This is a genomic window from Synechococcus sp. MIT S1220, assembly GCF_047303025.1.
Classification (GTDB): Bacteria; Cyanobacteriota; Cyanobacteriia; order PCC-6307; family Cyanobiaceae; genus Parasynechococcus.
The window spans coordinates 1,177,266-1,189,900 of record NZ_CP138939.1 but is presented as its reverse complement, the minus strand read 5'-3'; the positions used below and the strand labels follow the sequence as shown (position 1 = coordinate 1,189,900).

Genomic DNA, 12,635 nt, shown 5'->3' with positions numbered 1-12,635 from the left:
ATTTCAGAAGCGTTCCGGTCTTGGATCCCTCCAATCCGCATCAACCCCTTCAGTCCTCAGATCTGCAGCGCGCTGATCCAAACGCTGACGATCAAGGCGCCACACGTCATAAATCCCATACCTGCCAAGCAGTTCGGGCTCCAAATCGAGCCAGTGGCTCTGACGCGTTGTCCCGCGATCAATGACGACTAGAACCGTTGAAGACGCCTTCGGATCCGTCAGAGGACTCCCCTTCCAGCCGAGACGGGTTTCTGTGGACAATCGATCAGCGAGATTGACCAGCGCCCCGTCGGATCGCCCCTCATAGAGAACGATCTGGCCGGTATGAAAATGCAGAGAAGGTTTCATCGCTCCCACCATGGCCACGGGCTCTGTGCCGCGACGCGATCTCCGGATCTGTTCTGCAGCTAAACGCACCGGTTCCTGTCTCAGCTGATCGCCCAGCTCAGCGATCGGTACCAAAGCCGTGAGGTGAAACAGCAGCAGGGGCAGCTGCATGGACAGCAGGCGAACAGCGCCGGAACGCTTGGTCAGCCAGAAACCGAGAATCCCCGCAAGAGAAAACCAAGCCCCTGCTCGCAAGACCAAGCCACTCGCCAGCAGATCCCGCGAAAGACTTGGCATCTCAGGATCATTGATGAGCGGAACCCAAAGGGATGAGCCCCAGAACCCAGCTGCCAGCAGCAGGGTCAGCAGGCCCGTCGCCAGCCAACCCACAGCTTTGAATCGTGTTGTGCCTGTGGCGGCAAACGCGATCAGAATCGCAGCGGCAGGGGTGGCAGGCAACCAATAACTGGGAAGTTTGGTGGCAGCGGAGGTGAACAGAAGGAGAACAGCCAACAACCAACAGACCGCGTATTGAGGCAACGACGCCTCCGGAGCTGTGCGCTGCCTGGGGACGTTGGCTAATCCAAGCAACAGCAGAGGCGTGAACGGCACAGCCGCAATAAGCATTACAGGACCGAAGAACCACCAGGGCTGGAGGTGATCGTTCACCACCGAGGTGAAGCGCTGAAGATTGTGATATCCAAAAAAGCTGTCCCAGAAGGGCTGACCTTCCACAAGCAGCTCAGCCACATACCAGGGGAGGCTGATCAGAGCCGTAATCGCAAGGCCCGGAAAAGGTTTCAACACCCGCCACAACAGGGGCAGGTCCCGAAGGAAGGCCGAAAACAACAGAAGGGTGATCCCCGTGAGCACAACGGAGACAGGGCCCTTGACCAGAACCGCCAGTCCGAGGAGAACCCATGCCGGCCACCAACGCACCCGATCTGGGTCGACGAAACGGCGCCACTGCTGAAGAAGGCTGAGGCCAAGCAGAGAGCACAACAGAGCATCGCTAACGGCAGTGCGGCTCCAGACGAGAACCAACGGCGACAGTGCAAAAGCCAATGCTGTGGCCAGCGCCGTGAGCACTGGCGCGGCATCGCCCCGCCGCGGCCACTTCAGCACTGTGTCGGCCAGGCCGACCATCATCGCGATACTGGCAAGCGCAGAGGGAAGCCGAGCTGCCACGCTGCCCAGGGGATCCCACACCACGGCGCCCGGCAGGGAATAACCAAGGGCCATCAGCCAGTACACCAAAGGTGGCTTGTCGTACCTCGGCAGGCCATTGACCCGGGGGGTCAACCAATCCCCTGTTTCCTGCATCGCGCGACCGGCCGCAGCAAAGAGCGGAGGGGTCTCATCCATGACCCCGGTATTCCCCAGTCGCCATAAGCAGATCAGGGACCCGAGACCCATCACCAGCCACAGCACCCGTCGCCGCTGTCGGCCAGACACCACCACTGCAGCCCCCTCAGTGCATGGCGGTGATGTTGCCATCCGCAGCAAGTCCCTCCCGAATCCAGGTCTCAACCCGCTGGCTGAACACCGCGCATGATGCATGGCGTTCAACCCAGTCCCGACAGGCCCGTCGCTGAATCGTTTCACACCTCGACACCGCCGCCGTTAACTCAGAGACGTCATCGGGGCTGACGAGGAGGCCATTTTCGCCGGAGCGAACCAATTCTCCGGGCCCGCCCCGGTCGTAAGCAATCACGGGGACACCACAGGCCATGGCCTCCACAACAACATTGCCGTAGGCCTCGTTCCATTTCGGAGTATTGAGGAGGGCCCGACAGTCTCCGAGCTCCTTCTGCAGATCAGATGTGGACAAGAACCCCCGCCATTCGATCGTGCCGGCGGGCACCGCAGCTTCCACAGCATTGGCATAAGCATCATCTTCACGCAATCCCCAGACCAACAGTCGATCGCCGAGCGCTGCCGCGGCCGCAGCTGCATCCTCCAGCCCTTTTTCGGGTGCAATCCGGCCAGCCCATCCCAGAGGCCCGCCGCTTTCCTCCCGGAAGATGTATTGCGACAGATCAAAACCATTTCCAACCACCCGCGCCGGCTGCAAGAGATCGAAATCAGAGGCCTGGCGAAGGGTATGAAACGCCAGTCGCCCTTGATTCCAGCGCGACACCGACTCAATCGCCCGTTTCATCACCATGGAGACAGCCCCCATGCTGATCAGATGAAACATGGGAGCCGGGACCCACGGTGTGATCCACATCGGCAGCCAGTCGTAACCGAAATTCAGCACTGCATCGGCCTCAGCAGACAAGCGCAGTGCTTCTTCAAGCATCGCTGGCAACACACCCATCGGAGGAATAAGAACCGGAGCATCCTCATCAGCGTGCTGCCAGCTCGGTTGATCGGCCCCAGCTACCTCCACAAGCTTGATCGACAGCGTGGAGCACCCCTTAGGCAGCGAGGATCCACGCGGGGCAATCAGGGTGAGCTGGTGTCCCTGTTGCGCAAGCCCCTGCACCAGGGAGGACAGCGTCAGTTCAACACCCCCGCCTGCTCCACTTCCAACCCAGCCGATCGGTGTACTGACCAGAACGAGCCTGAGAGAACGATCAGTCATGAGTTCAAACGGACCTCGGGTTCCCAGAGACGGCGACGCTGACTCACGAAGATCACCGAGATCAACACCATCAGCACACCGACCCACTGCAGGGGATCCAACCGCTCCCCAAGCAGCCAACCCCCTGTCGCCAAGGCAAAGACGGGAGTGAGGAAGCCGAGGCTGCTGAAACTTGTCAGATCGCGCCGGTTAGCGAACCAGAAGAACAGGCCATAGGCCAGAGCACTACCAAGAAGACTGGCGTAGATCATGCGTGACCAATCAGCGACATCCCACGCCGGCAGCAAAGTTCCCTGTTCAAGTTCGGCGATAAGGAGCAGCGGAAGACCACCCAGCAGCATGTGCCATGCGGTGGTGGCTACGGGATCGCTATGCCGACAAGCGAATCGGATCAGAACGGTGCCGACGGCCATCGCCAGGGCAGCAAGAAGCATCGTGACCTCTCCAGGCTGAAACGCTTGGCCGACAGCGGGGAGATCACGCAGCAACCACCAATGGGCGAGCAATTCGGATGGGACCCCCAGGCAGAGAATGCCGGCGAAACCAAGTCCAAGTCCAATCCAGCCAACAGGATTGATCGATTCTGAGAAAAGCGCACGTGCCAATAGGGCAACAAGAAGCGGCTGACAATCGATCAGAACAGACCCCAGTCCTGCTCCTGTCCCCGCCATTCCATGGGTGAGCAAGCCCTGGAACAGGCATGCATCCACAAGGGTGAACAGGGCAAACCACCCGAGGTCCCGGCGATCAACCAGAAAAGGTCTGCCGCTGATCAACACCCAAACAAGAAGAACAGCCCCGGCAGGTAACAGGCGCAAGCCCGCCACAAACCACACCCCTCCGGTCTCGAGCAGTGGGGTCATGGCCGTCATGGCCGTTCCCCAGAGGATGAACGGCAGCAGCAACAGCGACCAGAGGCGGAGAGTGGCCATGGCGGGCGACTTCATCGGCCTTTTTTAAGATCCACGGTGAAGTGAATGTGAGACATGGTCTGGCCCTGGCGCAGAAAATCCCGCAAACGCATCGCGCGTGTCGTTATGGAGGGGCCCATCAATGGCGCCACCCGCCAACGGGTTCTCAAAGCCCTGCGCGAAGTTGAGGAGCGGGAATTTCCAGCACTGCTCCTCCGCATCGACAGCCCCGGTGGCACCGTCGGTGACAGCCAGGAGATCCATGCCGCCTTGCTGCGCCTACGTACCAAGGGCTGCCACGTGGTGGCCAGTTTCGGGAATATCTCAGCCTCCGGTGGTGTGTACATCGGTGTTGCTGCTGAAAAGATCGTCTCGAACCCGGGAACGATCACCGGATCGATTGGCGTGATTCTTCGGGGCAATGATCTCTCCAAGTTGTTTGAGCGGATCGGGATCCGTTTCGACACCGTGAAGAGTGGATTGTTCAAAGACATTCTCTCGCCGGACCGGCCTCTTTCCGATGCGGAGCGGTCGCTCCTTCAGGAGTTAATCGACAGCAGTTACGAACAGTTTGTGTCGGCTGTTGCCGAGGGACGCGATCTCAGCAAGGACACTGTGCGTTCGTTCGCCGACGGACGCGTGTTCACTGGCGAACAGGCGGTGGCTCTCGGCTTGGTGGATGAACTTGGCGATGAGGATGACGCCCGCCGACTGGCCGCCCGCCTGGCCGACCTGGACGAAGACGAAGTGAAACCTTTGACCCTCGGCAAGAGCCGGCGCAAGCTCTCAGGGCTCCTCCCAGGCTCGAGTCTCCTCAAGCAGGTCCAGGACAGGGTCAGCCTTGAATTGATGGGTAGCGGTCAGATTCTGTGGCTCCACCGTCCATGAACGACCCCGATCAGCGCCTCGTCGGTCTGCGAGGAGCAACAACCTGCCATGACAACACCGCTCAGGCCATTGAGACGGCCACTGCTGCACTGATCGATGCCCTTGTTGAACGCAACAGCCTCCTGCCGGAACAGATCGTCTCCCTGACCTTTTCCGTTACGGCAGACCTGAATGCCTGCTTTCCTGCGGCCGTGGCACGCCGTCGGGAAGGCTGGCACTCGGTTGCCCTGCTCGATTGTCAGCAGATGGCGGTCGTCGGCGACTTGCCACGCTGCATTCGCCTGCTGGCGCATGTGTGGTTGCCGATGGACAGAGCACCAACCCATCCTTATTTGGAGGAAGCCCGTTTTCTGCGTCCGGACAGACTCAGTCACAACTGACAGCTCGGGGGCCGGCCCATTGCGCGGACTTCCAGGCGTGGGACTCAGGAGAATCCAACCAACTAATCGTGTGCGATGTTCCGCAAACTGTTCCTAGCTGGGGCCCTCGCTGCATCATCTGCCCTGGTCGGACTCCAATCAACTCCCGCCATAGCTCAAGGGACCCCAGGGCTCCTCGAATTTCGCTGGGACACTGACCCGTCCTATCGGAAGCTGTACTACTACCTCACGTCAACGCTTGAGAACGACCGTGCGGAGTGGTACCTAACCCTTCGTGAAAAGGATCGGAAAACCGCGTTCATGAAGCTGACGATCACAGTTCCGGACTATTTCGACTCGAAGCTCAAACCAGGTCGGATGGCGCTCTGCCGTGTGTCGAAGGGCAGCATGCTGAGCCGCTCCCGATGCCTGGAGGAAATTCCGGCCACGATCGAAGTCAACGAGAAGCAGACGGCGATCGAGGTTTTTCCCGATCAACCCGTCGCCGTTGAAGGTGACTACGCCCTGAGGATCAAGCTTTTCAACCCGCAGGGGCAACGGATGTATCAGCTCAATGCCCTGATCCAGGCACCCGGAGATGTTCCGATGTCCGGCTACGTCGGCAGCTGGTTGATTGATATGGATTGACTGGTCTGACTGGTAAATTTCACAGTTCTGTTCGGCCGGACGCCTAACCACATCCAATGACGAAAAGAACCCTGGGAGGAACCAGCAGAAAGCGCAAGAGGGTGTCCGGCTTCCGCGTCAGGATGCGGTCTCATACCGGTCGACGGGTGATCAGAACCCGTCGCAAGCGCGGTCGTTCTCGCATCGCCGTTTGAACACGGTTCCGTCCGCGATAACGCTTACGTTGATGGCACTGCCCGCTTCGATGCGACTGAGGGGGCAGCACTGTTTCAACAGGCTTCACCGCTCCGCGAAACGCCTCCATGGGCAATGGATGGTGTTTCGCGTCATTCAAGAAGATCGACCCCTGCTCAGGCCTGAACTGCGGACGATGACGATCCAACGCTGCCGCTGCGCCGTGGTGATCAGCAGCAAAGTCAGCAAACGCGCAGTCCGTCGCAACCGACTCAGGCGTCTTCTTCACAACCACCTCCGAACCCGACTGGAGGCCCGTGAGGATCTCTCAGGACGTTGGCTCCTGATCGGTCTTAAGCCCGAAGCGCTCAACGCAACCCCCTCGCAGTTGCTCGAAGAATGCGACAGTCTTCTCAGTTCAGCCGGACTGGGGACATGAGCATCACCAAGACTGAAGAGATTCACTACGAAGGTGGCCCAGCCCGCGGTGATCTGATTCTCAATGTGCTGCTGGGGTTCACGCTCATTGCCCTGCCCTTCACCGTTGGGGCCATCGTTCGTGCCCTCTGGCTGCGCTTCAAGGTCACCAGCCGTCGCGTTTCCGTCAGTGGTGGATGGATGGGAAAGGACAAAACGCAGGTGGTTTACAGCCAAATCAGAGAAGTCCTCTGCGTTCCAAGGGGTTTTGGAGCATGGGGCGACATGGTGCTCGTGCTTAACGACGGTGCACGTCTCGAACTCCGATCAATGCCGCGGTTCCGCGAAATCGAGTCCTACATCCTCGAACGGATCTCCGAACGGCGGTCAGCCTCTGAGGACAAGTCGGTCGAAGGCTTCGCCGCCTGAACCGCTTGTTGTTGCACACTGGCTGAACAACGACTTCATCCCACGGGACCTTCAACGTGATCGGGTACATCTCCGACAATCTGCTGATCCCGATCCTGGATTTCTTCTACGGATTGGTACCCAGTTACGGATTGGCCATCGTCGCCCTAACTCTGGTGATCCGTGTCGCTCTGTATCCACTGAGTGCTGGATCCATCCGCAGCGCGCGCCGCATGCGGATTGCCCAACCCGTGATTCAGAAACGGCAGGCGGAAATCAAGTCGCGCTACTCGGACAACCTCCAGAAGCAACAGGAGGAGCTCGGCAAGGTGATGAAGGAGTTCGGAAGCCCTCTTGCAGGCTGTCTTCCTCTCTTGGTGCAGATGCCGATCCTCTTCGCCCTTTTCGCCACGTTGAGGGGATCCCCATTCGCCGACGTGCCCTACAACATCAACGTCAAGGTTCTTCCCTCCGAGCAGTTGGCTGCTGTCGAGCCGAAACCCTTCAACAGCCCCAGCCACTCCATTTTCATCGGCGAGACCGATCACTTTCCCGTGATTGCCAGTCTCCCCAGGGGCAACAAGATCGGGGTGGGAGATACCACAACCATCAATCTGCACACCAAGGATGGTCGTTCCTACGACGATGTTCTTTCATCTGTCGATGATCCCGGGCGATTTGCTCCCTCCTGGAGTCTGACCAAGGGTGATGACGTGATCGCTGTCAGCAAAGACGGCACGATCACCGCCTTGGCCCCTGGGGATGCCACCGTAGAAGCCAAGATTCCAGGACTTGCCGCCAGGAGCGGTTTCTTGTTCATCAAAGCGCTTGGACAAGTCGGTTTTTACGCCGACGGAGCGATCAATTGGGACATCGCAATTCTGGTTGGCTCCTTCGGGGTGACCCTCTTCCTATCCCAGCTGCTGTCTGGAATGGGTATGCCCGCGAATCCACAACAGGCAACGGCGAACAAGATCACCCCGTTCATGATCACTGGAATGTTCCTGTTTTTCCCTCTCCCGGCAGGCGTTCTCCTTTATATGGTGATCGCCAACGTTTTCCAGGCACTCCAAACATTCATCCTCACCCGCGAAGCCCTGCCGGAAAACCTGCAGAAGATCCTCGACCAGCAGGTCTCCCAGCAAACCGTCACGGCAACCGCCAGCTCTGGTTCAGGCGCGAGCGGCAACCGTCTGCCATTTGAACCAAAAGGGAAGTGATCGACGATCTCGAGCCAGTCGCTCTCAGAGATCTCAAAGCCTTGGGCGCTCCACGCTCCTGGCAGGTCGACACATCACTCGACCAGCTGCCCTCACTCACACCCGTGCGTGGTTCTCTCAGTGCTGAGCACAAGGGCAATGTGCTGGCTGTCGAGGGGGAACTTCAAACGATCGTCACGCTCACCTGCGACCGCTGCCTCGGCCAGTTCAATCGAAAGCTCAGTTGCAAGCCATCCGAGCTGATCTGGCTCGGTAAGACCCCTCCATCAGATTTTCAGCTGCGGGAATCGGACCAGATCTCTGAACCGGACGGATTGGTCGAATGCCTCGATCCGCGCGGAACATTTGAACCGCGGCAATGGGCATTCGAGCAACTGAGCCTCCAGCTGCCCGTCGTCAACCGCTGCGGCGAGGATTGTCCGGGGCCCTCCATTCCCAGCCGTCAGGCGAATCATGCGGATCCGGATCCTCGTTGGCAGGCACTCCGGGAGCTCCAATGGGAATGAAATGAATAGTGCGGCCTGGAGCGATCAACTCGATTTGCTGATCCGATCACGGGCGCCGTTGATCTGGATCCGCAGCACCGAAGAAGGTCGTGTTGAGTCCCTGGTGCGAACAGCAACACAACGGTTACAACGCCGTCTGGCCTGCTGGGATTTCATCGAAGGATTAAGCGGTGTTCTGAATGAGAACGGTCTCGGAAGTCGTCAACCAATGGCTGTTCTGCAGTGGTTGCAGCAAATGCAGAACAGCAGTCCGACCGTCCTTCTCGTGAAAGATTTCCATCGCTTCTGCGAAGACCCCGGCATTGCCAGAATGCTGAGGAACCTGAGCATCAGTCTGCGGAGCACCAGTCACAATCTCGTGCTCTGCAGCGGACCGTGGACACCGCCAAACGAGTTGGACGAGGCGATGACATTGCTCGACCTTCCGTTGCCTGCTCCCCAGGATTTGCGACAACTGATCAGCAGCATTGCCAGCAGCAGCGGTTCTCCACTCGACACTCCCGTCCTCGATGAACTCACACAGGCCTGCAGTGGTTTGAGCGAAATGCGTGTCCGTCAGGTCGCTGCCCGTGCCCTGGCACGTCGCGGCCGCCTTGGCGCGGATGACCTCAGCGAAGTTTTGGAAGAAAAACGGCAGGCCATCGCCCGCAGTGAAGTTCTTGAATTCTGTGCGTCGAAGATCGGAACAGAGGCGATCGGCGGTCTGGATGAATTGAAATCCTGGCTGGAACAGCGCCACCGAGCCTTCTCCACGGAAGCGCGAAGCTTCGGCCTACCGCTCCCTCGTGGTGTTCTTCTGGTTGGTCCCCAGGGCACTGGAAAGTCACTCACGGCCAAGGCGATCGCCCGCAACTGGTCGATGCCCCTGCTTCGTCTTGATGTCGGGCGGCTGTTCGCCGGCCTGGTGGGCGCCAGCGAAGCGCGAACGAGGGAGACCATTCAGCGTGCTGAAGCAATGGCACCCTGCGTCCTCTGGATTGATGAAATCGATAAGGGTTTCGGAGGTGATGGACGCAGCGATGGAGGGACCAGTCAAAGGGTTCTTGCAAGCGTGCTCACCTGGATGGCGGAGAAAACCTCTCCCGTTTTTGTTGTTGCGACGGCCAACGGTGTCGAGCGACTCCCCCCCGAACTGCTGCGCAAGGGACGATTCGATGAGATTTTTCTGCTCGATCTGCCCAGCAAGGACGAGCGGAACAGCATTCTGACGCTGCATCTGGCAGGACGGCGTCCTGGCTTGACCCTTCCTCTCGATACGGTTGTCAGCCGAACAGAGGGCTTTTCCGGTGCCGAACTTGAGCAGACAGTGATCGAAGCGATGCACTTGGCGTTCGCAGAAAGCCGTGAACTCAGTGAAACCGACCTGATCCTGGCCGCATCCCAGCTGATTCCCCTATCGCGGACTGCGCGGGAACAACTGGATGCCCTCAAGCAATGGGCCTCAGCAGGACGCGCCAGGCCTGCATCCATTGCGACACGTAACGAAGCCTGACGCGGCGTAACGAAGCAGCTGTCAACGAAAGACCCAACCGATCCCTCTCCCTACGGTCACTTCAACTGAGCCGAGATCTTTGGAGCGCCGAAACGATTTCGCAACCCAGCTTTGCGTGGCCTGTCTTGGCGCTGGAGTGATCACGAGCGTTGCTGTCGCCCAGGGACAGAATCCTTTAACAGCTCTGGGAATCACTGTGTTCTCTGCCGTTGCCGCCGTCATGGTGGGGCAGATCCTCTGATCGGCCTGCCATAGGCTGCCGGCGCTGTTGCCGCCGGAACCGTGCTCGACCAGCGCCTTGTGCGTGACAATCCAGATTCGATCGCCAAGGAGCTTGGCCGTCGGGGCAAGGCCGTTGATCTCACACGCCTCCAGCTGATAGCTCAGCAGCAGCGGAACCTCGAAGAAACCCGAAGCTCTCTCCAAGCAGAAGGAAACCGCATTGGTAAGGAGGTTGGTCAGCGCATCAAGGCCGGCGCTGATCCGCAGGGTGACGACGTGGCTGAACTGCGGAAGCAGGGAAACAGCATCAAGCAGAAAGTTGCTGTTCTCGAGGAGGAAGAGAAACTTCTGACCACCCAGCTGAAGGAGCAACTCCTCACCTTTCCAAATCTGCCCTCACCGGATTGCCCGGAGGGCAAAGACGAGACAGACAACATCGAACTGCGTCGCTGGGGAACGCCTCGCGAGGAGAAGGGGCTTGAGGAGCATTGGCAGATTGCCGAGCGGCTGAAGTTGTTCGATACAGAGCGCTCCGTTCGAATTGCCCAGAGCCGCTTCGTCACATTGATGGGCCAGGGGGCTCGCCTTGAGCGGGGCCTGATCAATTTCATGCTCGACCTTCACACGAGCAAGGGCTATTGCGAGGTTCTGCCCCCCGTACTGGTCAATACCGCCAGCCTTACAGGATCTGGGCAGCTTCCGAAATTTGCCGATGAAAGCTTTCGCTGCGCTGAAGACGACCTCTGGCTCACACCGACGGCCGAGGTGCCCGTCACATCACTGCATCGCGACGAAATCATTCCGAGTGACCAGTTGCCCCTGCGCTATGCCGCTTACAGCCCCTGCTTTCGTCGCGAAGCGGGTAGTTACGGCCGTGACACCCGTGGCCTGATTCGTTTGCATCAGTTCAACAAGGTTGAGCTGTATTGGTTTGCCCATCCAGATCAATCGGCTGAGGCGCATCAGCAGATCACGGCAGATGCTGAAGCTGTACTGCAGGAATTGGAACTTCCTTATCGCGTGATCGAACTCTGCACAGGTGATCTTGGCTTCTCAGCGCGACGGACCTATGACCTTGAGGTCTGGTTGCCAGGCGCCGGGGCCTATCGCGAAATCTCGAGTTGCAGCGTTTGCGGTGATTTCCAGGCCCGCCGGTCCTCCATACGCACCAAAGAGGGGAAAGCCACCAAGCTTGTTCACACTCTCAATGGCAGCGGACTTGCCGTTGGTCGGACCATGGCAGCCATCTTGGAAACCGGTCAACAACCCGATGGCTCGATTCGTCTGCCGAAGGCACTGATTCCGTACGTCGGCCTCGAACAGTTGGAGCCAAAATGATCGGACGATTCGGTTGACACCTGAATGAATGTGTTCGCGGCCCTGGCAGTGTTGGCCCTCTTGATCGTTGTTCATGAAGCAGGCCACTTCTTTGCCGCGACTCTGCAGGGAATCCGCGTCAGCGGGTTTTCCATCGGCTTCGGTCCAGCCCTGATCAAGCACGAGCACAAGGGTGTGACCTACGCGATCAGGATGCTGCCCCTGGGAGGCTTCGTGATGTTTCCCGATGACGAGGAGGACAGCTCGGTTCCAGCCGATGACCCGGATCTGATGCGCAACCGCCCGATCCATCAGCGCGCCATTGTCATAGCGGCAGGTGTGATCGCCAATCTGTTGTTAGCCCTTGTGGTCCTTTTCGGTCAGGCGGCGTTGGTCGGTCTTCCTGCTGAACCCGACCCAGGGGTGCTGGTGATTGATGTGCAGAAGGGCGCTGCCGCCGATCAGGCTGGGTTGCTACCCGGAGATCGCATTCTCTCCATTGAGGGCCAGCCCCTTGTCGCCGGCCAGGCCGGTGTTCAGTCAATGGTTGCTCAAGTCAAGGCGGCTCCAGGTCAAAGCCTCTCAATCGAGCGTGAGCGGGACAGTCAGATGCAAACCATTCGCCTGCGGCCAGCCGACCTGGAGGGTGTCGGCCGAATCGGAGCGCAGCTGCAAGCGAACATCACCGGCCAGACCAGAACCGCTGCAGGCCCCCTCGAACTGCTGGGCCACACGGCAACAGAATTCCGGCAGATGCTTGTGCAAACCACTTCGGGTTACGGAGCGCTCCTCACGAATTTCCAGGCCAATGCCAGCCAGGTGAGCGGTCCTGTGAAAATCGTCGAGATGGGTGCTCAGCTCAGTGAACAAGGCGGCTCTGGACTCGTGCTGTTCGCCGCTTTGATCTCCATCAACCTGGCAGTGTTGAATTCATTCCCGTTTCCACTGCTCGATGGTGGCCAGATGATGATGCTTGCTCTGGAGGCGGTTCTCGGACGGCCGGTCCCTGAGCGCCTGCAGCTGGTTTATGCCCAGTCCGGTTTCCTGCTGATCGTTGGGCTGTCCCTTGTTCTGATCGTGCGAGACACCACCCAGCTTTCTCTCGTTCAGCAACTGCTGGGACGGCCGTGACATTGAGCACTCTGTATAGTTGAAGATT

At 59.0% G+C, this 12,635-nt stretch carries 15 protein-coding genes; 12 read left to right on the top strand and 3 right to left on the bottom strand.

Annotated features, from left to right (window positions below; genetic code table 11):
- Positions 1-3 precede the first annotated feature (3 nt).
- The 3 genes from SIB64_RS05805 to SIB64_RS05795 are packed head-to-tail and all read right to left on the bottom strand — an operon-like array spanning position 4 to position 3,846.
- On the bottom strand, positions 4-1,824 hold the full coding sequence (locus SIB64_RS05805; RefSeq protein WP_413442325.1) for an ArnT family glycosyltransferase: 1,821 nt from the start codon (positions 1,822-1,824) through the stop codon (positions 4-6).
- Complete coding sequence (locus SIB64_RS05800) at positions 1,799-2,914, bottom strand: glycosyltransferase family 4 protein (RefSeq protein WP_413442324.1); 1,116 nt, start codon at positions 2,912-2,914, stop codon at positions 1,799-1,801. Before SIB64_RS05800 ends, SIB64_RS05805 begins: the two co-directional genes overlap by 26 nt.
- Positions 2,911-3,846 carry a DMT family transporter gene (locus tag SIB64_RS05795; protein ID WP_413442893.1) on the bottom strand — a complete coding sequence of 312 codons (936 nt, stop codon included), beginning with the start codon at positions 3,844-3,846 and terminating at the stop codon, positions 2,911-2,913. Before SIB64_RS05795 ends, SIB64_RS05800 begins: the two co-directional genes overlap by 4 nt.
- A 54-nt stretch (positions 3,847-3,900) precedes the next feature.
- Between SIB64_RS05795 and sppA the strand changes: the two genes are divergently transcribed.
- The 12 genes from sppA (at position 3,901) to rseP (ending at position 12,607) form a co-directional block, all read left to right on the top strand.
- Positions 3,901-4,713 (top strand): signal peptide peptidase SppA, encoded by an 813-nt coding sequence (gene sppA / locus SIB64_RS05790; RefSeq protein WP_413442323.1) that lies wholly within the window; start codon positions 3,901-3,903, stop codon positions 4,711-4,713.
- Positions 4,710-5,093 (top strand): chorismate mutase, encoded by a 384-nt coding sequence (aroH, locus tag SIB64_RS05785; protein ID WP_413442322.1) that lies wholly within the window; start codon positions 4,710-4,712, stop codon positions 5,091-5,093. Before sppA ends, aroH begins: the two co-directional genes overlap by 4 nt.
- 75 nt (positions 5,094-5,168) lie before the next feature.
- On the top strand, positions 5,169-5,720 hold the full coding sequence (locus SIB64_RS05780) for a DUF2808 domain-containing protein (RefSeq protein ID WP_413442321.1): 552 nt from the start codon (positions 5,169-5,171) through the stop codon (positions 5,718-5,720).
- A 56-nt stretch (positions 5,721-5,776) separates the two neighbouring features.
- The gene (rpmH, locus tag SIB64_RS05775) at positions 5,777-5,914 is read left to right on the top strand and encodes a 50S ribosomal protein L34 (protein ID WP_413442320.1); all 138 of its coding nucleotides are present in this window, start codon (positions 5,777-5,779) and stop codon (positions 5,912-5,914) included.
- Between the two features lie 32 nt (positions 5,915-5,946).
- Positions 5,947-6,333 (top strand): ribonuclease P protein component, encoded by a 387-nt coding sequence (locus SIB64_RS05770; protein ID WP_413442319.1) that lies wholly within the window; start codon positions 5,947-5,949, stop codon positions 6,331-6,333.
- Entirely contained in the window at positions 6,330-6,740 is a 411-nt protein-coding gene (locus SIB64_RS05765) for a PH domain-containing protein (RefSeq protein WP_413442318.1), read from the top strand. Before SIB64_RS05770 ends, SIB64_RS05765 begins: the two co-directional genes overlap by 4 nt.
- Before the next feature lie 56 nt (positions 6,741-6,796).
- Positions 6,797-7,939 (top strand): membrane protein insertase YidC, encoded by a 1,143-nt coding sequence (yidC, locus tag SIB64_RS05760; protein WP_413442317.1) that lies wholly within the window; start codon positions 6,797-6,799, stop codon positions 7,937-7,939.
- A complete protein-coding gene (locus tag SIB64_RS05755; protein ID WP_413442316.1) occupies positions 7,936-8,445 on the top strand; it encodes a YceD family protein in 510 nt (169 codons plus the stop codon). The genes yidC and SIB64_RS05755 overlap by 4 nt, the downstream gene beginning before the upstream one ends.
- A gap of 1 nt (position 8,446) precedes the next feature.
- On the top strand, positions 8,447-9,937 hold the full coding sequence (locus SIB64_RS05750) for an AAA family ATPase (protein WP_413442892.1): 1,491 nt from the start codon (positions 8,447-8,449) through the stop codon (positions 9,935-9,937).
- 79 nt (positions 9,938-10,016) lie between these two features.
- A complete protein-coding gene (locus tag SIB64_RS05745) occupies positions 10,017-10,178 on the top strand; it encodes a hypothetical protein (protein ID WP_413442315.1) in 162 nt (53 codons plus the stop codon).
- Positions 10,179-10,219: 41 nt separating this feature from the next.
- Entirely contained in the window at positions 10,220-11,497 is a 1,278-nt protein-coding gene (serS, locus tag SIB64_RS05740) for a serine--tRNA ligase (protein ID WP_413442314.1), read from the top strand.
- A gap of 24 nt (positions 11,498-11,521) precedes the next feature.
- Positions 11,522-12,607, top strand: coding sequence for an RIP metalloprotease RseP (gene rseP, locus SIB64_RS05735; RefSeq protein WP_413442313.1), 1,086 nt, complete (start codon positions 11,522-11,524; stop codon positions 12,605-12,607).
- Positions 12,608-12,635: the final 28 nt, after the last annotated feature.